Source organism: Oerskovia enterophila, from assembly GCF_044748475.1.
Classification (GTDB): Bacteria; Actinomycetota; Actinomycetes; order Actinomycetales; family Cellulomonadaceae; genus Oerskovia; species Oerskovia enterophila.
The window spans coordinates 519,541-541,639 of the sequence record NZ_JBIVFZ010000001.1; the positions used below are offsets into that span (position 1 = coordinate 519,541).

Sequence of the window (22,099 nt, forward strand, 5' to 3'; positions counted from 1 at the left end):
AATCTGGAACCAACGAGGCGCAATCGATCATGATCTGTCATCCTTGGTGACGGAACGTGACGGAGCCCTCATCGCGGCAGAGCACCCTGCCGCGACACAGCTCGAGCAACACCTCAATGCAATGAAGCGGAGGAAGTACTCATGAAGAACCCGATCCGGCTCGTCAGCATGACGATCGTCGCGGGCCTCGCCCTCTCGGCGTGCGGCTTCGGCGGCGACAGCGGCAGCGACAGCACGGCGGCCGACGGCGCCACGACCCTGAACCTCCTGGTTCCCACCTACTCCGACCAGACGAAGTCGCTCTGGGAGGACGTGATCAAGGGCTTCGAGGCAGAGAACACGGACATCGACGTCAAGCTCGAGGTCCAGTCCTGGGACAACATCAACGACGTGGTCCGGACCAAGGTCCAGTCGAACCAGGCCCCCGACATCCTCAACATCGACGCCTTCGCCGGGTTCGTCGAGGACGACCTGCTCTACTCGGCCGACGAGGTCCTCTCGCCCGACACCGTCGCGGACTTCCAGGAGTCCTTCGTCGAGAACGCCTCGATCGACGGCACGCAGTACGGCCTGCCGCTCATCGCCTCGGCCCGCACCATGTTCTACAACAAGGACATCTTCGAGAAGGCGGGCGTCACGGCGCCTCCCACCACGTGGGACGAGCTCGAGGCCGCCGCGACCAAGATCTCGGCGCTGGGCGACGTGTACGGCTACGGCCTGCCGCTCGGCTCGGAAGAGGCCCAGGCCGAGGCCGGCATCTGGTTCTTCGGCGGCGGTGGCGGCTACGGCGACGCGTCGGAGATCACGGTCGACACCCCCGAGAACCTCGAGGCGACCCAGTTCTTCCAGAAGCTCGCCACGAGCGGCCTCACGCAGCCCGACGCCGGTGCGTCCGACCGCACGCCCCTCATCGACACGTTCATCCAGGGCAAGATCGGCATGATCGTCGGCCTGCCGCCCACGATCGGTCAGATCGCCGAGAAGAACCCCGACCTGAACTACGGCACCGCGCCGATCGCCACCAAGGACGGCTCGCCCGTGACGCTTGGCGTCGCCGACCACCTGATGGCCTTCAAGAACGACGGCAAGAAGCAGGACGCGATCAAGAAGTTCCTCGACTACTACTACACGCCCGACGTGTACGTGCCGTGGGTCGACGCCGAGGGCTTCATCCCCGTGACGAAGTCCGGCTCGGAGGAGCTCGCGACCAAGGAGTCCATCGCGCCGTTCCTCGCTCTCCTGCCCGACGCGCAGTTCTACCCGTCGACGAATCCGAAGTGGTCGGCCACCCAGGGCGCGATCCAGTCGCTCATCGGCCAGGTCGCGCAGGGCAAGGACGCAGCGGCGGTCCTCCAGGAGATCCAGGCCAAGGGCGACTCCTGACCCCGGACCGGTAACTGCCCGTCCAGCAGTCCCTGGTCCCCGCGGCACGGCCAGCGCGACCGGCCCGTGCCGCGGGGACCAGGGACCCGGCACCGAAGGACCTCGATGAGCTCGACCACCACCACCGCCCCGGCGCCCGCCGCCGGTTCACCCGAGCGGCCGCGCCGCTCGTTCCGGGAGCTGCTCTCCGCGCTTCCCTGGATCGGCCCCAGCCTCGCGCTGATCATCCTGATCGTCCTGTTCCCTGCGGGGTACATGGTCTTCAGCTCGACCCGTGACATCTCGCAGTCGGGCATCGACCGGGGGAGCGCCGGGTTCCAGAACTACCTGGACGTCTTCGCGATCCCCGCGCTGCCTCGCGTGCTCGCGAACACCGCGGTGTGGGTCGTCGCCGTCGTCGCCCTCACGGTCGTCCTGTCGCTCGCGCTGTCCAACTTCCTCAACAAGCAGTTCCCCGGCCGGCAGATCGTCCGTCTCGCGGTCATCGTGCCGTGGGCCGCGAGCGTCGTGATGACCACGACCGTCGTCTACTACGGGCTCCAGCCCAACTACGGCATCATCAACCAGTTCCTGGCGGACGTGGGCATCCTCGACAGCCCGGACTTCGGCTTCACCAAGAACGCGACGTCCGCGTTCGTCGTCGCGATCGTCGTCGCGGTGTTCGTCTCGCTGCCCTTCACCACGTACACGCTCCTCGCGGGGCTCCAGTCGATCCCGAGCGACGTGGTCGAGGCGGCACGCATGGACGGCGCCTCGCACCGGCAGGTCTACTTCTCGATCATCCTGCCGCAGCTCAAGCCCGCTCTCGCGGTCGCCGCGATCATCAACATCATCAACGTCTTCAACTCGCTGCCGATCCTGCGCCTCATGACGGGATCGATCCCGGGATACGACGCGGACACCACGACCACGCTCATCTTCAAGCTCATCCAGTCCGACCGCGCGGTCGACCAGGCGAGCGCGCTGTCGGTCGTGAACTTCGTGATCGTGATCGCGGTCATCGCGCTCTACATGCGCATCGTCAAGCCGATGAAGGGAGTGGACGAGTGAGCAACGGAGTCCTGACGCGCGAGCCGGACGCTCGCCCCGCGCAGCTCCTCAAGAAGCCGTCGAGGTATGCGACCGGGGGCCCCGGCTCGGGCGGGTCGATCCCCGGACGGGTCGTCGCGGGCATCCTCGTGACGCTGCTCTTCCTGCTGCCCTACGGCATCATGCTGTTCGGCTCGCTCAAGAGCCGGGCGGAGATCCTGCGGATCCCGCCGACGTACTTCCCCGAGCAGTGGCACCCCGACAACTACGTCACCATGTGGTCCACCCCGGAGACGCCGCTCCCGCAGAACCTCGTCTCCACGATCGTCATCTCGGTCGCGGCGACGGTCCTGGTCCTGATCGTGGCCCTGCCGGCCGCGTACTTCACGGCACGCTTCCGGTTCCCGGGGCGCATGGCCTTCCTGTTCCTCGTGCTGGTCACGCAGATGCTCCAGCCCGCAGTGCTCGTCGCGGGCCTCTTCCGGCAGTTCCTCGCGTTCGGGATCGTCGACACCTGGCTCGCGATGATCCTGGTCAACGCGGCCTTCAACCTGGCGTTCGCGGTGTGGATCATGCACAGCTTCTTCGCGAGCGTCCCGCAGGAGATCGACGAGGCCGCGCAGATCGACGGGGCGGGGCGGTGGGCGACGCTGTTCCGCATCAACCTGCCGTTGGTCTGGCCCGGTATCGTGACGGCGATCATCTTCACCTTCGTCGCTGCGTGGAACGAGTTCGCCGCCAGCCTCGTCATTCTCTCGACGGCCGGCAACCAGCCGCTGTCCGTGGCGCTGACGAAGTTCGTGGGTCAGTACGACTCGGCGTGGCAGTACGTGTTCGGCGTCTCGATCGTCGCCATCGTGCCTGTCATCATCCTCTTCGCGATCATCGAGAAGCGTCTCGTCGGAGGTCTGACCGCAGGGAGCATCAAGTGACACGCATCGAGGACGCGACCCACGAGCTCGGCGCCGCCGAGCCGTCGGGCGGACTCAGCAAGTCGGTCCGCTGGGAGCGCATGCTCGCGCTCCTGGCGGACCGCCGCCGGCTCTCCGTCACCGAGGTGGCAGAGCTGTTCGGCACCTCGGAGTCGACCGTGCGCCGGGACTTCGACCAGATGGCGGACCGGCAGCTCGCGCACCGCACCCACGGGGGGATCGTGGCGGCCTCGGTCGCCTACGGGCTTCCCGGCCGGTACGGCAAGCAGCTCGACGACCGTCAGCGCCTCGCGGAGGCGGCGGCCCACCTGGTCACGCAACGCCACGCTGACCAGGCCGTCATCGGGTTCAACGGCGGGCGCACCACGACCCTGGTCGCCAAGGCGCTCGGCGAGCTCTCCGACCAGGGGTCCGAGCACGCGGCCCGCAACGGCGAGCACGTCTACACGATCGTGACGAGCGCGCTCAACATCGCCGCCGAGCTGGTCCTGCGCCCGCAGCTGCGCACGGTCTGCCTGGGCGGCACGGCGCGCGCCCAGTCCTACGAGCTGACGGGCCCCTTGGCCGTGAGCATGGCGCGCACCCTGTGGCTCGACGTGCTCGTGCTCGGCATGGTCGGCATCGACGCCCAGGCGGGCCTCACGTGCGGCGACCCCGACGAGGCCGGGGTCACGTCCGCGCTCGTCGAGCACTCGCGCCACGTGATCGCCGTCGGGACCTCCGACAAGGTCGGCGAGCGCTCGTTCGCGCAGATCTGCGACATCTCCCGGATCACCACGCTCGTGACCGACTCGGGAGCGACCGAGGAACAGCTCGCCCCCCTGCGGGACGCAGGCGTCGAGGTCATCGTCGTCTAGGACGAGCCTCCGCCGCTCCCGCCACACACGTCCGCACCACGACGGACGCCGGACCGCGCCGACCGCGCGACCCGGTGGCCACACCAGAAGGGTTTGACATCACCATGAGCACCTCCCACGTCAGCGTCGAGATCGCGAGCCAGCCCCAGGTCTGGCGCGAGGCGGCCCGCCTCGCGGCCGAGAGCGCCGCTGTCCTCCCGCAGCCCGGCGAGCGCGTCGCGATCGTCGGCTGCGGCACGTCCTGGTTCATCGCCCAGGCCTACGCGGCCCGCCGCGAGGAGCTGGGTCAGGGGGTCACGGACGCGTTCGCCGGCAGCGAGTACCCGGTGGGCCGTGAGTACGACCGCGTGGTGGCGATCACCCGTTCCGGGACGACCACCGAGATCCTGCACCTCCTCGAGGTGCTCGACGGCAAGCAGCGGACCCTCGCGATCGTCGGTGACCCGACCTCGCCCGGTGCGGGCGCCGCGGACGACGTGGTCGTGATGCCCTTCGCCGACGAGCAGTCCGTGGTCCAGACCCGGTTCGCGACGGCCGCGCTCACGCTCCTGCGTGCCGGACTCGGCGACGACATCGAGGCGCTCGCGACCGCAGCCGAGGAGGTCGTGGGCTGGGAGGTCCCCGAGGCAGTCCTGGCTCGCACCCAGTTCACGTTCCTGGGGCGCGGCATGGCCGTGGGGCTCGCGAACGAGGCGGGGCTCAAGATGCGCGAGGCGTCGCTCGCCTGGGCCGAGGCGTATCCGGCCATGGACTACCGCCACGGTCCCATCAGCATCTCCGACGAGACGAGCGCCGTGATCCTGCTCGGCGCCGAGGTCCCGGGCCTGGTCGACGACATCGAGCGCACGGGGGCCCTCGTGGTGCGCTTCGACGAGGACGCGCAGCTCACGCTCGTGCGCTGCCAGCTCCTGTCTGTCGCGAACGCCGAGCGCAAGGGCCTGGACCCCGACGCCCCGCGTCACCTGACGCGCTCGATCATCCTGGAGGACTCCGCATCATGATGGTCGGGGAAGAGCAGCTCGCCTTCCCCGTCGTCCCGGACCTCTCGCCGTCGTCCCGTGGAGGGGCGGCGGCGGGAGCGACGGGGGCAGGCCTGCGCCCGGCGGTGATCGCGCTCGACGTCGGCGGGACCGACATCAAGTCCGTGCTCGTCGCGCGCGGCACCGACCCGGACGGGCTCGACGAGATCCTCGTCGAGCGGGTCACCCCCACCCGGGCGGCCGAGGGCCCCGAGGCCTCGCTCGCCGCGGTCCTGGCGGCCGTCGAGGCCTTGCGCGCCGAGGTCCCTGCGGGCTACCAGGTCCGGGGCGTGGGGCTCGCGGTGCCGGGCACGGTCGACGAGGGGGCGGGCCTCGTGGTGAGCGCCGAGAACCTCGACTGGGTCGACCTGCCGCTGCGGCAGGTCGTCACGGACGCGACGGGCCTGCCCGTCGGGTTCGGCCACGACGTGCGCGCGGGCGGGCTCGCGGAGGCCCGCCTGGGCGCGGGTCGCGGGGCGCCCGACCACGCCTACGTGTCGATCGGCACGGGCATCGCCGCGGCGGTCGTGCTGCGCGGCGAGGTGTACGTGGGGCGCGGGTATGCGGGCGAGATCGGGCACGGTGGCGCGCACGGCGGGGCGCCGTGCCCGTGCGGCGGCACCGGGTGCGCGGAGACGTTCGCGTCGGCCGCGGGCATGGCGCGCAGCTATCGCGAGCTCACGGGCGCGACGACCGACGAGGTGCCCGGCTCCGCCGAGGTCCTGGCGCGCGCCCACGCGGGCGACGCCGTGGCCCGCGAGGTCTGGGACCGCGCGGTCGACCGCCTCGGCGAGCTCGTCGCCGAGATGGTCCGTGTCCTGGCGCTGCCCGTCGTGGTGATCGGTGGAGGGCTCGTGCGCGCGGGCGACGACCTCATGGTCCCGCTCGACGCCGCGGTGCGCTCGTACCTCACGATCCACCCGGCGCCCCGGCTCGTCCCGGCCACGCTGGGACCGGCGGCCGGCACGTACGGTGCGACGGTCCTCGCGTGGGACGCCGTGAGCGCGGCCGCGCTGGAGTCGCTGTGACGGGCCCCGGGCAGGTCCGCGTCCTGTGCCTCACGCCCAACCCGGCGTGGGACGTCACGTACGGGGTCGACCGCCTGGACCCGGGCGAGGCGCTGCGCGTCCGGTCGGTCGCCGCCCGCGCGGGCGGCAAGGGGGTCAACGTCGCGCGCGTCGTGCGCGCGCTGGGCGGGGACTCGGTCGCGGTCGCCCCCGTGGGTGGCCTCCTCGCACCGGCGTTCGCGGCGGACCTCGAGGCCGCGGGCCAGCCCGCGTCTCTCGTGCCGGTCGCGGGCGCGCTGCGGCAGGCGGTCGCGGTCGTCCCCGAGCACGCGGGGCCCGACGACGGAGGTCACCCCACGGTCCTCAACGAGCCGGGGGCCGTGCTCAGCGAGGAGGAGTGGGGGCTGCTCGTCCGCACCGCGGTCGGCCTCACGGCGGACCGCCCGGTCGTGACGATCTCCGGCTCGCTCCCACCGGGCACGACGCAGGCCCGGTTCACCGACCTGGTGCGCTCGCTGCGCGAGGCCGGCTGCCCGGTCCACGCCGACGTCTCGGGGCCGGGCCTGCTCTGGGCCGCCGAGGCGGGCGCCGACCTGATCAAGCCCAACCGGGCCGAGCTCGCCGAGGCGACCGGGACGCACGACCTGACCCAGGGCGTGGCCGCGCTGCAGGCGCTGGGCGCGCGGGACGTCGTCGTGACCGACGGCGAGAAGGGGCTCGCGGCGTTCGCGCCGGGCTCCACGGCCCCTGCGGCGCGGGCCCGGCTCGACGCCCCCGTGCACGGCAACCCGACGGGCGCCGGTGACGCGGCCATGGCGGCGCTCGCGGTGAGCGTCGGCCGGCCCTGGGCCGAGCGCCTGGCCCTGACCGTCGCCACGTCGGCCGCAGCGGTGCTGCAGCCGGTCGCGGGCGAGGTCGACCCCGAGGACGTGCGGCTGCTCGCCGCCCGCGTCCTGACCGAGAACGTGAACGACACCCCGAGAACCACGGAGGACTGAATGCCGCTCGTCACCGCCAGCCAGCTGATCGACCGAGCCCGCGCCGAGCGCCGGGGGGTCGGCGCCTTCAACGTGATCCAGGTCGAGCACGCCGAGGCCTTCGTGGCCGCGGCCGCACGCGCCGGCACGGGCGTCGTCCTGCAGATCAGCCAGAACGCCGCGAAGTACCACGGCGGGCTCGAGCCGATCGCGCTCGCGACGCTCGCGATCGCCCGTGCGTCGAGCGCACCCGTCGTGGTGCACCTGGACCACGCCGAGGACCGCGCCCTCGTGAGCGAGGCCATCGAGCTGGGCATGGGCTCGGTCATGTACGACGGTTCGGCCCTCGACTACGAGGCGAACGTCGAGGCGACCGCCGACGTCGTGCGCGAGGCCCACGCCCGCGGGGTCTTCGTCGAGGCCGAGCTCGGCAAGGTCGGGGGCAAGGACGGGGTGCACGCCCCGGGCGTGCGCACCGACCCGACCGAGGCCGTCGCGTTCGTCGCCGCGACCGGCGTCGACGCGCTCGCGGTCGCGGTCGGCTCGTCGCACGCCATGACCGATCGCACGGCCTCGCTCGACTTCGAACGGATCGCCGAGCTGCGGGCGGTCGTGCCGGTGCCCCTCGTGCTGCACGGGTCCTCGGGCGTCGCCGACGCCGACCTCACGCGTGCCGTCGAGGAGGGGATGACCAAGATCAACATCTCGACCCACCTCAACAACACCCTGACGCGGGCGCTGCGCACCTATCTCGAGCAGAACCCGACCGTCGTCGACCCGCGCAAGTACCTCGGTGCGGGCCGCGACGCGATGCGCGACGAGGTCGTGCGGCTGCTGGGTGTCCTGAACGCGGCCTGACGGGGTTCTCCCGGGAGGCCGAGGGGCGTCGTCGGGGGAGAGGGTGCCGGCCCTCTCCCCCGACGTCCGCCCTCTGCCCCGGTGATACCCCCTGAGTGAACGCCCTCGCCTCCTGCCGACTTGTACGGGAGACTGGGCAGATGAGCATGACTCGTCCCAATTCCGCGCCCAAGGTCCCGACGCCGCCGAGCGGGGAGCAGATCGCGTCCTACGCGACCTACCTCGAGGCGCAGAAGGCCGTCGACTACCTCTCCGACAACAAGTTCGCCGTCGAGTACGTGACCATCGTCGGCACCGACCTGCGCATGGTCGAGCGCGTCATGGGCCGCCTCACGTACGGTCGGGTGGCGCTCGCGGGCCTCGCGTCCGGTGCGTGGTTCGGCCTGTTCGTGGGCCTGCTGCTCTACATGTTCAACAGCGGCGGCGGCCTGATGCTCGCGGCGATCGGACTGGGTGCGGGCTTCGGCCTGCTGTTCTCGGTGCTGTCGTACTCGCTCACGGGCGGCAAGCGTGACTTCACCTCGTCGAGCCAGATCGTCGCCTCGTCGTACTCGCTGCTGTGCCTCGCGGAGCGCGCGGGCGACGCACGCCGCCTCCTGTCCCAGATGCCCGACGGCGCCGCGGCCATCGCGCGCCAGGTCCCGCCGGTCGCGGGTCCGCCCGCGCAGCCGGGCCAGTGGGGCCAGGCTCCCGGCCAGCAGCCGGGGCAGACGTGGGGGACACAGCAGCCGACGGCCCCGCACACTCCGGCTCCCGTCGCGACGCCGGTCCAGCCGGCCGACGCGCCGGCCCAGCCGGCACCTCCGGTCAGGACGCCCGACCCGCGCTGGACCACGCCCTCGGGCGCGCCGCGCTACGGGGCCATGCGCAGCGACCTCACGCCGCCCGCTCCTGCCGACGGCGCGCCCGCCGAGGGGCACCCCGCCCCGGCGACCGAAGCCCAGGCTGCCGCCGACGGCGCGACCGACGAGACGTCGTCGGGCACGCGGTAGGTCCCCGGGCTCGCCCGGAGGCGTGGCTATCCGATCCAGGCGGGCGAGACCGGCTCGCCGGGGCCGTCCGGTGAGGTCGGGGTAGCCAGCCCGCCGGCGAGGCCGGTGACGACGAACTCGGCGCCCGACCCGGTGCCGACCTGACGGGGCACGTCGGCGCGCAGGACCACGGTGTCGCCGACCGACAGGTCGACGGTCTCGTCGTCGACGACGACCGTCGCCGTACCGTCGAGCAGGTGCCACGCCTGCTCGACGTCGAACGTGTGGCGGGGCCCGCGCTGGCCGGCGCGCATGGAGACGCGCCACAGGCTCACCGTCGTGGTGCCACCCTGCGTGGGGGAGGCCAGCGTCGTCATCGAGGCGTTGGGCGTCTCGGTGACGCGGGTGTCCGTGCGGGCGATCTTGATGTCAGGCATGTCGACTCCCTAGATGGACAACGTTGTTGTCCTTCAAAGGAACCATGCCCGTGCGATATCGTCAACCATGTTGTCTAGATGGAGGTGTGTCGGTGAGCGAACCCGGATGGCGCGTCGTCCTGCTCCTCGCCGGTGCGTTCCGCGGCAGCATCGATGCGCTCCACAGCGAGCTCGCCGAGCAGGGGCATCCCGAGGCGCGGCCGCTGCACGGGTTCGCGCTCCAGGCGATCGGGCCCGACGGCTGCACGATCAACGAGCTGGGCCAGCGCCTCGGCGTCTCGAAGCAGGCGGCGGCCAAGACCGCGGTGGGCCTCGAGAAGGTCGGCTACGTCGTCCGGGACTCCGTGCCGGGGGACCGCCGAGCGGTGCTGCTCCGCCGGACGTCCCGCGCCGAGGAGTTCCTGGCGGCCAGCGCGGCAGGCTTCGAACGCGTCATGGACGGGTGGCGGCGCACGCTCGGTGACGCCCGCTTCGACGCGCTGGTCGAGGCCCTCGCCGACGTGGCCGACGAACGACCTGTCGGGGACCTGCCCGGCTGGCTCTCGCAGCGCTCCTCGACCCCGGACGAGCGGCCGAGGGCCTGACGGACAGCACCGACGGGCCAGCTGTCAGAAGGTGGCCGGGGCATACCCCGGCCACCTTCTGACAACTCAGCGGGGCTCAGTCGCGGGCTGCCCGCTCGGCCGCGGCCTTCGCGGCGTCCCGCTCGCGCTTGCGTGCCTCCTTGAGGCGCTTCTCGGCCTCGCGCACGGCCTTCTCGGCCTCGCGACGAGCCTTGGACGCCTCCTTGACCCTGGCGTCGCGCGCATAGAGCTCGGCGGCCTCGCGCTCCTCGTGCGGGGGGAGCGGGGACTCGGCGCGCTCGGCGGGCGTCCGCTCGACGTAGACCCCGATCCCGTCGAGGACCCGCTCGAGGCCGAACACGACGTCGTCGACCCCGTCGTCCTCGCTCAGGTAGGCGCCCGAGGCGACCACGGGGTGCAGGTACGGGAAGCGCTCGGGCGTCACCAGCTCGGAGAAGACCTCGGCGTACGCGGCCCCGCTCACGTCGCGCCCTCCCGGGTCCTGCCGGGCCCCGCGCAGCTCGCGCTGGATCCGGGCGGCGCTCTGCGCGTAGCTCGTGACGAGCATGATCATCGCGAGCTTGTCGGCGTCGGACAGCGAGGTGTCGTGCATCGCGCGCAGGCCCAGGTCGACGAACCGGAGGTTGTTGGGCGTGAGCGGGACCCCCTGGACCGCGACGTCGAGGAACCACGGGTGGGCCTCGTAGACCGCGAGCGACGCGAGCGCGAACTCGCGCAGCCCGCGCCGCCACGTGGGCCCGTCGCCTGCGGGGATCCGCCCCTCCAGGACCGCGGTGAGCTCGGGGTGCGCGCCCGAGGGAAGGTCGATGTCCATCGCCTGCTCCTGCATGAGGAGCAGCAGGTCGTCCTTGCTCGTGACATAGCGGTACAGCGACATGGTCGTGTACCCCAGGGCCGCCGCGAGCTTGCTCATCGAGAGCGCCCCGAGCCCCTCGGCGTCGGCGATCTCGATGGCCTGCTCGACGATCCGCTCGATGCTCAGCTCGCGACGAGGGCCGCGCTGCGGGTTCTCGGCCACGCCCCACGCCAGGGCGATGGCGTGGGGCAGGCCGGGATCGGTGGTGTCCGTCATGGGTACATCATCGCTGCTCCGGTCGTGATCGCCGCCCGGGCGGAGACGGGCGGAAACGCGTCGGCCGCACGGGTCGAGCGCCCTCAGTGCGCCGTCCGGCGCCGGTAGAGGATCGACGCCGCGGCGCACGAGACCGCGAACATGCCCACGAGCCACGCGAGCGCCGGCCCGAGCTGCCCCGCGGTCGATGTCCCCGAGAGCAGCGCGCGCAACGTCTCGATGATGGGTGTGAACGGCTGGTGCATCGCGAAGCCGTGCAGCCACGTCGGCATGGTCTCGACCGGCACGAACCCGCTCGACAGGTACGGCACGAACAGGAAGAACATGTTGAAGCTCGCCGCGGCGTCGACGCTCAGGACCAGGCCGGCGAGGCAGCTCAGCCACGTGAACGCGAGGACCATGAGGGCGAGGTAGCCCGCGACGCCCACCCAGCCGCCCAGGTCGGCCCCGGGACTGAAACCGAGCGCGACGGCCACGAGCAGGACGAGCGTGGCCGACACGAGGTTGCGGACCGTGCTGGCCAGGACGTGCGCCCACAGGACCGAGGGGCCGAAGATCGGCAGGGTCTTGAAGCGGTTGATCGTGCCGCTCGTCATGTCCTGGGCCACCGAGAGCGCGGCCGTCGCCGAGCCGAAGCCCAGGCACAGGACCAGGATCCCGGGCACGACGTAGTCGACGTAGCTCCCGTCGTCCTCGATCGCCCCGCCGAACACGATGACGAACACGAGCATGATGAGGACGGGCAGCATGAGGGCCGTGACCAGCCCGTCGACGCTGCGCAGCGTGCGCCGCAGCTCGCGGCCCGTCATGGCCGAGACGTCGCGCAGCGCGGTCGCGGGGGACTGGCCGACGCGGGCCGGGGCCGTGTGAGAGGGGCGTCCCGGTGCGGGGCGCCGCGTGGTGGTCGGTGCCGTGGTGCTCATCGCAGGCCTGCCTTCGTCGTCGCGGGGGAGACCGCGGGGTGGGTGGGGGCGGCCGGGGTGGTCGAGGTGCCCTGTGCCGGGATCGTGGCCCGCGCGGCGCGTGATCCCGTGAGGGCGAGGAACACGTCGTCGAGCGAGGGCTTGACCACGGACACGCCCGTCACGGGGATGCCGCGCTCGTCGGCCCGCGCCAGGACGTCGCGGACCGTGCGGAGCGGGTCCGTCGTCGGGACCAGCGCCGCGAGGTCCTTCTCGTCGACCTCGGAGATCTCGAGGCCGATCTGCTGGACGGACGCGAGCGCGTGGGAGTCCTCGACGTCGACCCGTACGTGCTGGCCGGGGACGAGGGCCTTGAGCTCGCTCGCGGTCCCGCGGGCGACGATCCGTCCGCCGTCGAGCACCGCGATGGTGTCGGCGAGCCGGTCCGCCTCCTCGAGGTACTGGGTCGTGAGCAGGACCGTGATGCCGTCGGCCGCGAGCTCGCGGACCACGTCCCAGAGCTCGGAACGAGACTGCGGGTCCAGACCGGTGGTCGGCTCGTCGAGGATCAGGACCTGGGGGCTCGCGACCAGGCTGATCGCGAGGTCGAGACGCCGGCGCATGCCGCCCGAGTACGTCTCGACGCGGCGCCGGGCGGCGTCCGTGAGGTCGAAGCGGTCGAGGAGCTCGGCCGTGCGGGCCCTGACGGCTGCTCGCGGCAGGTGCGCGAGCGTGGCCATCATCGCGAGGTTCTCCTCGCCCGTCTGGAACTCGTCGACCGAGGCGTACTGGCCCGTGAGCGCGATGACCTCGCGGACCCGCGCGGCCTGGCGGACGACGTCGTGCCCCGCGATGGTCGCGGTCCCGGCGTCGGGGCGGACGAGGGTCGTGAGGATGTTGACGGCGGTCGTCTTGCCCGCGCCGTTGGGTCCGAGGAGGGCGAAGATCTCGCCTCGTCGGACGGACAGGTCCACGCCCTGCAGGACGGCGTGGGATCCGTAGGACCTCGTGAGTCCCCGGACGTCGATCATCGGGTCGGGCATCGCTACCTCCGTGTGCATCGCAGACTGTTGTGTACCTCCTACACTGTGTAGACCATACGCACTGTGTGTGACGTACACAAGAGGTGGATTTCTGGTGACCCGCGCACGGACGGCCGGGTACCGTGACGGCATGCAGCCCGCCACTCATCAGGCCGAGTTCCGAGACGCCCGCCTCGTCGAGGTCTACGACGCCCAGAACACCTGGGGTCCGGACGACGACTACTTCCTCGCCCGCGCGGCCGAGGGCCCGGGCGGGCGGGTGCTCGACCTCGGGTGCGGCACGGGTCGGCTGACCGTGGCGCTCGCGGACGCCGGGCACGAGGTGACGGGCATCGACCCCGCGGGCGCCTCTCTCGACGCGGCCCGGCGACGTCCCGGTGGTGAGGCCGTGACCTGGGTCCACGGGACGTCCGCCGACGCGCCCGCGGACGCGTTCGACGTCGCCCTCATGACGAGCCACGTGGCCCAGTTCTTCGTCGCCGACGACGAGTGGGCGGTCGTCCTTGCCGACCTCCGGAAGGCCCTCGTGCCGGGCGGTCTCCTCGTCTTCGACACCCGCGACCCCCGTGCCCGTGGCTGGGAGGCGTGGCACGCCCCCGACGACCGTGACCCGGTGACGCTGAGCGACGGGCGCGTCGTGCAGACCTGGAGCGAGGTCACGGGCGAGCGTGACGGCGTCGTCGACTTCACGCTCGGCTACGAGATGCCCGAGGGGGACGAGCTCACGAGCACCGCGACACTGCGGTTCCGTGCCGAGGACGTGGTGCGCCGGAGCGTCGAGGCGGTGGGCTTCGCCGTCGAGCAGGTCGACGGCGGGTGGGGGCGCGAGGCCGTCGGAGAGGGGGCCGGCGAGCTGCTCGTCGTCGCGCGCGCCGTCTGAGCCGCGGGGCGTCGACGCCGTACCGGGGTCGGACGCGTGCGGCCCGCGACGCTGGGGCGTCAGAAGGGGGCCGGGGTGTACCCCGGCCCCCTTCCGACAGCCTGGCCGTGCTCAGTCGCGCAGCGAGGCCATCCATGCCTCGATGTCCTCGGGGCGGCGGGGGAGCGCCGCCGAGAGGTTCTCGTTGCCGTCCTGCGTGATCAGGACGTCGTCCTCGATGCGGATGCCGATCCCGCGGTACTCCTCGGGGACCGTCAGGTCGTCGCTCTTGAAGTACAGGCCCGGCTCGATCGTGAAGACCATGCCGGGCTCCAGGACGCCGTCGACGTACAGGTCGCGGCGTGCCTGCGCGCAGTCGTGCACGTCGAGGCCCAGGTGGTGGCTCGTGCCGTGCACCATCCAGCGGCGGTGGAACTGGCCCTCGGGGGCGAGGGACTCCTCGGCGGTCGCGGGCAGCAGGCCCCACTCGGCGAGGCGCTCGGCGATGACCTCCATCGCGGCCGCGTGGATGTCGCGGAAGCGGGCCCCGGGGACGGCGACCGCGAAGGCCGCGTCGGCGGCGTCGAGCACCGCGGTGTAGATGCGGCGCTGGACGTCGGTGTAGGTGCCGTCGACGGGCAGCGTGCGCGTGACGTCGGCCGTGTAGAGCGAGTCGACCTCGACGCCGGCGTCGAGCAGCACGAGCTCGCCCGTGCGGACCTGGCCGTCGTTGCGGATCCAGTGGAGCGTCGTGGCGTGCTCGCCCGCGGCGGCGATGGTCTCGTAGCCGACCGTGTTGCCCTCGAGGCGGGCGTGCGCGTCGAACGTCGTCTCGATGACGCGCTCGCCGCGGCGGTGCCCGGTCGCGCGCGGCAGGTTGCGCACGACCTCCGCGAAGCCCGCGATCGTCGCGTCGACGGCCTCGCGCATGTGCGCGACCTCGAGCGCGTCCTTGACCAGGCGCAGCTCGGAGGCGGCCTCGACGAGCGTGGCGTCCGCGGCGGCGTCGTCGGCCTGGCCGTTCTCGAGGCGGATGGCCTCGACGAGGGCCTCGATGGTCTCGTCCGCCCCGGTCACGACGAGCAGCACGACGTGCTCGCCGACGTCCTTGGCGAGCGCGTCGCGCAGCTCGTCGACGTGCGCGGCCTCGATCCCGGTGAGGGTCGTGACGTCCTCGAGGCTGGGGCGGGCCCCGACCCAGAACTCGCCGTAGCGCGAGTCGGCGTAGAACTCGTCGGTGTCGCGCGCCGCGAGGGGGCGCACGTAGAGGACGGCGTGGTGGTTCGAGCCGTCGTCGCCCGTGCCGGGCTCGACGGGGTGCAGGACCAGGACCGCGTCGGGCTCCTGGTCGGTGCCGAGTCCCGTGAGGTGCGCGAACGCCGAGTGCGGGCGGAACCGGTAGTCGGTGTCGTTCGAGCGGACCTTGAGCGGGCCGGCGGGGATCACGAGGCGCGCACCCGCGAAGCCTGCGGACAGCTCGGCGCGGCGGGCGGCGGTGTACGGGGCGGCGGCGCCGGCCTCGACGTCGCTGCTCGCGCGCGGCGCCCAGCCGCTCGTGATGAACGCCTTGAAGGCCTCGGAGTCGGGCCGGTGCGACCGGTTGTCGTTCCGGGCGGCGATCTCCTGCTCGGACTCCGCGGCCGGGGCGCTGACGGGGGTGGTGTCGTTGCTCATGGCCACCAGTCTCCCATCGGTCGCTGGGAGGGCGCGTGCGGCCCGACGGCGGAGCATCCCTCGGGCGCAGAGGTGCCGTGGCGTGCGGAGCGCCCGGGCGGCGCTCGGGTGTGCTCCGGATGCTCTCGGGGAGCGCGTGCGGCCCGACGGCGGAGCATCCGTCGGGCGCAGAGGTGGCGTGACGCGTGGCGCACCCCGGACGGCGCTCGGGTGTGCTCCGGATGCTCTCGGGGAGCGCGTGCGGCCGTCGAGCAGCCCTGCCGCAGCAAAAGATGACTGCGCTGTCATTCTTAATTGACAGCGCAGTCATTCGCGGGAATGCTGGGCCGCGGACGCTCGTCGTCCGGCACCGGTGCCAGCCGCTCTCGCGACCCCACGTCGTCGTCGGACGGGCGCCGGACCGCGCACCGGTGCGCGCCGGACGAGGCCTGAGCGTCGTGGGCATCGCTGCCCGCTCGGACGTCGAAGAGGACGAACACACATGAGACGATCACGACTCGCCACGCTCTCCGCGGGGCTCGCGCTGCTGATCGGGGCGGGTATCGCCTCCCCGGTCGCCGCAGTTCCGCAGGACCGGTCTGAACCGCGCCCGCCCGTGGACCACTCCCTCGAGGTGAACCCCTTCGTCGGGACGGAGAGCGAGGGCAACGCCTACCCCGGCGCCACGGTCCCGTTCGGCATGGTCCAGCTCAGCCCGGACAACTCCAACTCCTACGCCTCGACCTCCTACAGCAAGAACGCCGGGCGGGTCTGGGGCTTCAGCCACCGGCACGTCAACAGCGCAGGCTGCCCCGCGGCGGGCGAGCTGCTCGTGACCCCGGACACCACCGCGGCCCCGCGCACGGCCCGGACCCCCATCGCGATCAAGGACCAGGCGAGCACCGAGAAGGCGGTCGCCGGCTTCTACGAGGTCACGCTCGCCAACGACGTGCACGCAGAGCTCACCGCGACCACCCGCGTGGGTGCGCACCGGTACACGTTCCCGGCCTCGAGCACGTCGCACCTGTCGTTCAACGTCGGGCAGACGCTGCGCGACGCGGGCGCCAGCTCGGTCACGTGGGTCGACGACCACACGCTCGAGGGCTGGGTCGACAACGGCGGCTTCTGCGGCGGCACGCCCGCCAAGCAGCGCTACTTCTTCAGCGCCACGTTCGACCGCCCCGTGTCCTCGTCGGGCACGTGGGGCACCACCGGCGCCTACACCGCGGGCTCGACCACGAGCCAGGTCACGACGGGCCGCAACGGCGCCGTCGCGGTGTTCGACACGACCACGGACCGCGACGTCGAGGTGAGCGTGGGCGTGTCCTTCGTGAGCGTCGACGGCGCTCGCGGCAACCGTGAGGCCGAGGCCGTGCGCGACGGCGTCCAGGTCGGGTTCGACGAGATCCGCGAGGAGGCGCGCGACGCCTGGAACACCGAGCTGGGCCGCGTCGACATCGAGGCCTCGCCCGAGAAGCGCACGATCTTCTACACCCAGCTCTACAAGACGCTGCTGTCCCCGACGATCGGCAACGACGTCGACGGCCGGTACCGCGGCATGGACCTCGAGGAGCACCAGGCCGACGGCTGGGACTACTACCAGAACTTCTCGCTCTGGGACACGTACCGCACCCAGGCGACGCTGCACGCCCTGCTGCTCCCCGAGCGCGCCGAGGACATCGTCCGCTCGATGTATCAGCACCGCGTCGAGGGCGGCTGGCTGCCCCGCTGGTCGCTGGGCGCGCTCGAGACCAACATCATGGCCGGCGACCCGGTCACGCCGTGGCTCGCGGAGAACTTTGCCATGGGCACCGTGCCCGACGACATCTCGGACGAGCTCTGGGGCTACCTCGTGGAGAACGCCACGACGGCCCCGCCTGCCGGCGTCGCGTCGGTGGGTCGCCAGAGCGCGGCCTTCTACAACGAGAACGGCCACATCCCGTTCTACCCCGAGAACGAGGGCGGCCTGGGCGGGCAGTACGAGGAGTACCGTCACGGCGGCTCGTCGACGCTCGAGTTCGCGCTGTCCGACGCGGGCCTGGGGGCGGCTGCTCAGCGCCTCGGCAAGACCGAGGACGCCGAGGCCTTCCTCGCCAAGGGCCGCAACTGGCAGACGCTGTGGAACCCGGACGTCCAGCTCTCGGGCGGTTTCCAGGGCATGGTCAACGCCAAGCGCCCCGACGGTACGTTCGTCACTCTCCCCGAGCTGACCGACGTCACGCGCACGGGCTTCCACGAGGGTGTCCCGTGGCAGTACCAGTGGATGGTCCCGCAGGACGTCACGGGTCTGGCCGAGGCGATGGGTGGTGAGGACGCGTTCGTCGAGCGTCTCGACTACTACTTCGACATGCCGGCGCTCGCCGCGAAGCCGGGCGTCTCGCCCTCGACGTGGGCGCGCGGTGGCAGCTCGTACTACCAGACGATCCGCTACAACCCGGGCAACGAGCCGACGATCACCAACGCGTGGCTCTACGGGTACGTCGGGCAGCCGTGGAAGACGAACGACGTGCTGGCCGCGAACCTCAACCGGTTCCCGAACACGCCGGGCGGGGGCGTCGGCAACGACGACCTGGGCACCCTGGCCGCCTGGTACGTCATGGCCGCGCTCGGGTTCGAGCCCGTCCTGCCGGGCTCGGGCATGCTCGCGCTCAACGCGCCCAAGGTCCAGTCCGCGACCGTCACGACCGACGCGGGCACGACGTTCGCCATCTCGGCCGAGGGGGCCAACGAGGACCTGCCGAGCTACGTCTCGGGCGTCACGCTCGACGGCGCCGAGCACACGGCCGCGTGGATGGACGCCTCGGCGATCCAGGACGGCGGCACGCTCGAGTTCGACCTGGCCGACTCGAGCGCGGGCCTCACGTGGGGCACGGCGCCCGCGGACCGCATCCCGAGCCTGTCGGCGCCGCTCCCGCCGCTGCCCGTCGAGGTCTCCGCGACGGCTCGCTGCGTGGGCAAGAACGTCCAGGTCTCGGTCAAGGCCACGAGCTCGGCCGACACCGCGGTCGACGTCGTCCTGGCGACGCCGTTCGGGACGAAGTCGTTCCACGGGCTGCAGCCCGGCAAGAGCGCCGCGCAGACGTTCAACGCGCGCTCGGGCTCGGTCGAGGCCGGGACGGCGAGCGTCACGGTGACGCTCCCGGGCGCCGAGCCGCGCACGGTGGAGGTCGCCTACCCGGCGACGTCCTGCGGCTGACGCCGGCCCGCACGTGCCGGTGCGGGAGGTGAGCAGGTAGCAGGAAGAAGGCCCCAGGTGCCCGACGGCGGTTCTCGCCTCGGGTGCCTGGGGCCTTGTCGGTCCTGGGTCGTTACGGCCCGGGGTCGCCGGGCGTGGCGCTCAGGACGGTCGTGTCACGCGGCCGCGCCGACCGGCTCGAGGCGTCGAGCGGGGGACCAGCGGCTCGTGAGGTCGCCCAGCGCCCGCGAGAGCGCGTCGTTGAACGCGTCGGGGGCGTCGAGGTTGACGTCGTGGCCCGCGCGCGGCACGACCACGAGGGCTGTGTCGGGGGCCGAGTCGAGGTAGCGCTTCTCGTCGAGGCGCAGGTGGTCGCGCTGGCCGTTGATGAGCCAGACCGGCACCTTGGCGGCGCGGAGGTCGGCGCGCGAGGAGCGGCCCGCGAGCTCGTGCAGCACGTCGGTCACGACCTGCCACGCGGGCCGGCCGGGGAGCCGCGGGTCGGCGAACGTGCCGGCCCCGGTGAGCTGGGCCGAGGCGCGTGCTCCACCCGGCAGCGACCTGCCGGCGCGCAGCACGTCCTGGACGCGGCCCAGCGCGCGACGGGTCGCGGTGCCCGCAGCGTCCACGAGGCTCGCGGCCTCGCGGAAGAGCGCGACGGGCTTGCCGCGCGGGTCGGCGCTGCACGCGCACGCCACGACGCCCGCGAGCCGGTCGGGGTGGCTCGCCGCGTACGCGAGCGACGTGTAGCCGCCGAGCGACATCCCGACCACGACGACGGGGACGTCGTCGGGGAAGGACGCGACGGCGTCGTCCAGGATCGCGAAGGCCCGTGCGAGCGTGAACCGCTCGTCGCTGCGCTCGCCGTGCCCCGGCAGGTCGACCGCGACCGCGAGGTGGCCCGCCTCGCGCACGTGGGCGAGCTGACGCCCCCAGATCGCGTTCGAGGTGCGCACGCCGTGCACGAACACGACGGCGGCAGGGGTCCCGGCCGAGGACGCCTGCGCGAGGCTCGGGAGGAGATCGATCGACGGGTCGGACGGGAAGACGGAGGCCTGGGGAGAGGGCTGGCTGTTTCGCATCGCTTCGGATGCTGCCAGCGTCACCTGGGAGCAGTGCGAAAGCCCCGGGAGCCTCGCGTGAACGTCCTGTGCGGGCCTTGGGACGAGGCCGTCAGCCGATCGCCTGCTCGAGGACGAGCGCGGTGCCTATCAGGATCATCGCGACGCCCGAGACCCGTGTCACGACCCGCGACGCCCCGGGACGGGAGCGCAGGACGTGCCGTGCCCCGAACGCCACGAGCAGGTAGACCACGGCGCAGCCGACCATGTGCACCGCGCCCAGCGCCGCGATCTGCGCGCCGACGGGCCAGCGCCCCGCCGGGTCGGTGAACTGCGGGAGCAGCGCCAGGAACAGCAGGAGGACCTTGGGGTTGAGCCCGCTCGTCCCGAGGCCCTTCGCGGCCTGGCGCACCCAGGACCCCGCGACGTGATCCCCCTCCGTGATGGGACCACCCGGGCGGGCGAGCATGGTCACGCCGAGCCAGGCGATGTACGCGGCGCCCAGCATCGTCAGGACCGTGAGCAGGGCCGGCGAACGGGACACCAGGACGCCGACCCCGGCCGCGACGACCAGCGCGGCCGCGAGGTGGCCGGCCAGCATCCCGCCCACCGCGGGCAGGACCGACCGGTGGCGCAGGCCGGCGGTGATCGCGTACGCCCAGTCGGCCCCGGGGGTGACGACGAAGACGAGCGACACCGCCCAGAACGCGGCGATCGTGGCGACGGGCATCATTCCTCCAAGGGCGTGGGCGCCGACGTCCGGCGCGGGAGCAACGTTAGGTCGGAACGAGGCAAAAGTGCTTCCAACTTCTTGCTCTGATTCGTGCTCGGATGGAAGGATCTCGTGCATGGACGACATCGACCGGCAGATCCTTGCCGAGCTGCAGCAGGACGGCCGGCTCACGCTCACCGAGCTCGCCGAACGGGTGCGCCTCAGCGTCTCGCCGTGCCACCGGCGGCTGCGGGCGCTCGAGCGGTCCGGGGTCATCAGCGGCTACCGCGCGCACCTCGACGCGGCCTCGGTCGGGCTGACCTTCGAGGCGCTCCTGTTCGTGACCATGCAGTCCGCGACGAGGGACACGCTCGAGGCGTTCGAGACCGCGGTCGTCGAGGTCCCGAACGTCCTGCAGGCCCAACGGCTCTTCGGCGACCCCGACTATCTCCTGCGCGTCGTCGCGAGCGACCTGCAGGGGTTCCAGGTGCTCTACGACGAGCGGCTCTCGACCCTGCCCGGCGTGATGCGCCTCAGCTCGACGCTCGTCATGAAGAGCGTCGTGGAGGACAGGGCCCTGCCTCTCTAGGCGGCCTCGCGGTGCCGTGCGGCACGCAGGCCGCAGCAGACCCGCCGGACCCGTCCGCCTCGGTGAGCGCCGCCGTCGGGCCCTCCCGGCGGGCCTCGACGTGCGCGCTCACTATCCTGAGGGGGTGCTCATCGACCTCCACACCCACTCCACGGCGTCCGACGGGACCGACGCCCCGGCGCAGGTCGTCGAGGACGCAGCCGCCGCAGGCCTCGACGTCGTGGCCCTCACCGACCACGACACGACGGCCGGCTGGGCCGACGCCGCGGACGCCGCCACCCGCAGCGGCATCGCCCTCGTGCGCGGTGCGGAGATCTCGGCCCGCTCGGGGCACGTTTCGGTCCACCTGCTGAGCTACCTGCACGACCCCACGCACCCCGACCTGCTGGCCGAGACCGAGCGCACGCGCGTCGACCGCGTCTCGCGGGCCCGGCGCATGGTCGAGCGGATCGGCGAGGACTACCCGCTGACGTGGGAAGATGTCCTGTCGCAGACCGAGGAGGGGACCACGATCGGGCGCCCGCACATCGCGGACGCCCTGGTGGCCACCGGCCACGTCAGCGACCGTTCGGCGGCATTCGCCACGATCCTGCACCCCGGCACGGGCTACTACGTGCCGCACTACGCCCCTGACGTCCTGGACGCCGTGCGCGCGGTGCGCGCAGCGGGCGGGGTGCCCGTCTTCGCCCACCCGGGCGCCGACGGGCGAGGGCGCGTGGTGCCGGACGCGGTCATCGAGCAGATGGCCGACGCAGGACTGCTGGGGCTCGAGGTGCACCACCGCGACCACAGCGCACAGCAGGTTGCCCGTCTCGAGGACATCGCCCACACCCTGGGCCTCTTCGTGACGGGTTCGAGCGACTACCACGGAGCCGGCAAACCGAACCGGCTCGGCGAGAACACGACAGCACCACGAGTGCTGGAGACGATCGAGGAGCTAGGCACGTTGGACGTGATCCGATGACGGCGCGGGCGGTGA

21 protein-coding genes are annotated in these 22,099 nt (G+C 72.3%); 14 read left to right on the forward strand and 7 right to left on the reverse strand.

Features of this window, described 5'->3' with window-relative positions:
* The first annotated feature begins 141 nt into the window (after window positions 1–141).
* The 9 genes from ACIPWA_RS02215 (at window position 142) to ACIPWA_RS02255 (ending at window position 9,054) form a co-directional block, all read left to right on the forward strand.
* A complete protein-coding gene (locus ACIPWA_RS02215) occupies window positions 142–1,383 on the forward strand; it encodes an extracellular solute-binding protein (RefSeq protein ID WP_056647694.1) in 1,242 nt (413 codons plus the stop codon).
* A 105-nt stretch (window positions 1,384–1,488) separates the two neighbouring features.
* Entirely contained in the window at window positions 1,489–2,433 is a 945-nt protein-coding gene (locus ACIPWA_RS02220) for a carbohydrate ABC transporter permease (protein ID WP_056647697.1), read from the forward strand.
* Complete coding sequence (locus tag ACIPWA_RS02225) at window positions 2,430–3,344, forward strand: carbohydrate ABC transporter permease (RefSeq protein WP_400287902.1); 915 nt, start codon at window positions 2,430–2,432, stop codon at window positions 3,342–3,344. Before ACIPWA_RS02220 ends, ACIPWA_RS02225 begins: the two co-directional genes overlap by 4 nt.
* The gene (locus ACIPWA_RS02230) at window positions 3,341–4,201 is read left to right on the forward strand and encodes a DeoR/GlpR family DNA-binding transcription regulator (RefSeq protein ID WP_231907682.1); all 861 of its coding nucleotides are present in this window, start codon (window positions 3,341–3,343) and stop codon (window positions 4,199–4,201) included. The genes ACIPWA_RS02225 and ACIPWA_RS02230 overlap by 4 nt, the downstream gene beginning before the upstream one ends.
* A gap of 104 nt (window positions 4,202–4,305) precedes the next feature.
* Entirely contained in the window at window positions 4,306–5,202 is an 897-nt protein-coding gene (locus ACIPWA_RS02235) for an SIS domain-containing protein (RefSeq protein ID WP_400287903.1), read from the forward strand.
* On the forward strand, window positions 5,199–6,248 hold the full coding sequence (locus tag ACIPWA_RS02240) for an ROK family protein (protein WP_400287904.1): 1,050 nt from the start codon (window positions 5,199–5,201) through the stop codon (window positions 6,246–6,248). The genes ACIPWA_RS02235 and ACIPWA_RS02240 overlap by 4 nt, the downstream gene beginning before the upstream one ends.
* Complete coding sequence (locus ACIPWA_RS02245) at window positions 6,245–7,225, forward strand: 1-phosphofructokinase family hexose kinase (RefSeq protein ID WP_400287905.1); 981 nt, start codon at window positions 6,245–6,247, stop codon at window positions 7,223–7,225. The genes ACIPWA_RS02240 and ACIPWA_RS02245 overlap by 4 nt, the downstream gene beginning before the upstream one ends.
* A complete protein-coding gene (locus ACIPWA_RS02250) occupies window positions 7,226–8,062 on the forward strand; it encodes a class II fructose-bisphosphate aldolase (protein ID WP_056647705.1) in 837 nt (278 codons plus the stop codon).
* Between the two features lie 140 nt (window positions 8,063–8,202).
* A complete protein-coding gene (locus tag ACIPWA_RS02255; protein WP_400287906.1) occupies window positions 8,203–9,054 on the forward strand; it encodes a YflT domain-containing protein in 852 nt (283 codons plus the stop codon).
* 26 nt (window positions 9,055–9,080) lie between these two features.
* Here the strand turns inward: ACIPWA_RS02255 and ACIPWA_RS02260 are convergent, their stop codons facing one another.
* The gene (locus ACIPWA_RS02260; protein WP_400287907.1) at window positions 9,081–9,470 is read right to left on the reverse strand and encodes a cupin domain-containing protein; all 390 of its coding nucleotides are present in this window, start codon (window positions 9,468–9,470) and stop codon (window positions 9,081–9,083) included.
* Between the two features lie 92 nt (window positions 9,471–9,562).
* Here ACIPWA_RS02260 and ACIPWA_RS02265 point away from each other — a divergent pair, with 92 nt between their 5' ends.
* On the forward strand, window positions 9,563–10,054 hold the full coding sequence (locus tag ACIPWA_RS02265) for a MarR family winged helix-turn-helix transcriptional regulator (protein WP_197487017.1): 492 nt from the start codon (window positions 9,563–9,565) through the stop codon (window positions 10,052–10,054).
* A gap of 76 nt (window positions 10,055–10,130) precedes the next feature.
* Here ACIPWA_RS02265 and ACIPWA_RS02270 read toward each other — a convergent pair whose 3' ends face one another.
* The 3 genes from ACIPWA_RS02270 to ACIPWA_RS02280 all read right to left on the reverse strand — a co-directional run bounded on the left by ACIPWA_RS02270 (window position 10,131) and on the right by ACIPWA_RS02280 (window position 13,071).
* Entirely contained in the window at window positions 10,131–11,126 is a 996-nt protein-coding gene (locus ACIPWA_RS02270; protein WP_400287908.1) for a TetR/AcrR family transcriptional regulator, read from the reverse strand.
* An 83-nt stretch (window positions 11,127–11,209) separates the two neighbouring features.
* Window positions 11,210–12,049 (reverse strand): ABC transporter permease, encoded by an 840-nt coding sequence (locus tag ACIPWA_RS02275; protein ID WP_400287909.1) that lies wholly within the window; start codon window positions 12,047–12,049, stop codon window positions 11,210–11,212.
* Complete coding sequence (locus tag ACIPWA_RS02280) at window positions 12,046–13,071, reverse strand: ATP-binding cassette domain-containing protein (protein ID WP_400287910.1); 1,026 nt, start codon at window positions 13,069–13,071, stop codon at window positions 12,046–12,048. The genes ACIPWA_RS02275 and ACIPWA_RS02280 overlap by 4 nt, the downstream gene beginning before the upstream one ends.
* 130 nt (window positions 13,072–13,201) lie before the next feature.
* Here ACIPWA_RS02280 and ACIPWA_RS02285 point away from each other — a divergent pair, with 130 nt between their 5' ends.
* A complete protein-coding gene (locus tag ACIPWA_RS02285) occupies window positions 13,202–13,951 on the forward strand; it encodes a class I SAM-dependent methyltransferase (RefSeq protein ID WP_400287911.1) in 750 nt (249 codons plus the stop codon).
* Between the two features lie 111 nt (window positions 13,952–14,062).
* Here ACIPWA_RS02285 and ACIPWA_RS02290 read toward each other — a convergent pair whose 3' ends face one another.
* A complete protein-coding gene (locus tag ACIPWA_RS02290; protein ID WP_400287912.1) occupies window positions 14,063–15,604 on the reverse strand; it encodes an aminopeptidase P family protein in 1,542 nt (513 codons plus the stop codon).
* Window positions 15,605–16,085: 481 nt separating this feature from the next.
* Here ACIPWA_RS02290 and ACIPWA_RS02295 point away from each other — a divergent pair, with 481 nt between their 5' ends.
* A complete protein-coding gene (locus tag ACIPWA_RS02295) occupies window positions 16,086–18,779 on the forward strand; it encodes a GH92 family glycosyl hydrolase (protein ID WP_400287913.1) in 2,694 nt (897 codons plus the stop codon).
* Between the two features lie 155 nt (window positions 18,780–18,934).
* Here ACIPWA_RS02295 and ACIPWA_RS02300 read toward each other — a convergent pair whose 3' ends face one another.
* Together ACIPWA_RS02300 and ACIPWA_RS02305 are read right to left on the reverse strand one after the other, a co-directional pair.
* Window positions 18,935–19,840, reverse strand: a complete 906-nt coding sequence (locus ACIPWA_RS02300; protein WP_400287914.1) for an alpha/beta fold hydrolase — start codon at window positions 19,838–19,840, stop codon at window positions 18,935–18,937.
* A 91-nt stretch (window positions 19,841–19,931) separates the two neighbouring features.
* The gene (locus tag ACIPWA_RS02305; RefSeq protein WP_400287915.1) at window positions 19,932–20,552 is read right to left on the reverse strand and encodes a LysE family translocator; all 621 of its coding nucleotides are present in this window, start codon (window positions 20,550–20,552) and stop codon (window positions 19,932–19,934) included.
* Window positions 20,553–20,667: 115 nt separating this feature from the next.
* On the opposite strand from ACIPWA_RS02305, the gene ACIPWA_RS02310 reads away from it, so the two are divergent.
* On the forward strand, window positions 20,668–21,120 hold the full coding sequence (locus ACIPWA_RS02310; RefSeq protein WP_191795714.1) for an Lrp/AsnC family transcriptional regulator: 453 nt from the start codon (window positions 20,668–20,670) through the stop codon (window positions 21,118–21,120).
* Window positions 21,121–21,244: 124 nt separating this feature from the next.
* Entirely contained in the window at window positions 21,245–22,084 is an 840-nt protein-coding gene (locus ACIPWA_RS02315; RefSeq protein WP_191802817.1) for a PHP domain-containing protein, read from the forward strand.
* The last annotated feature ends 15 nt before the right edge of the window (window positions 22,085–22,099 follow it).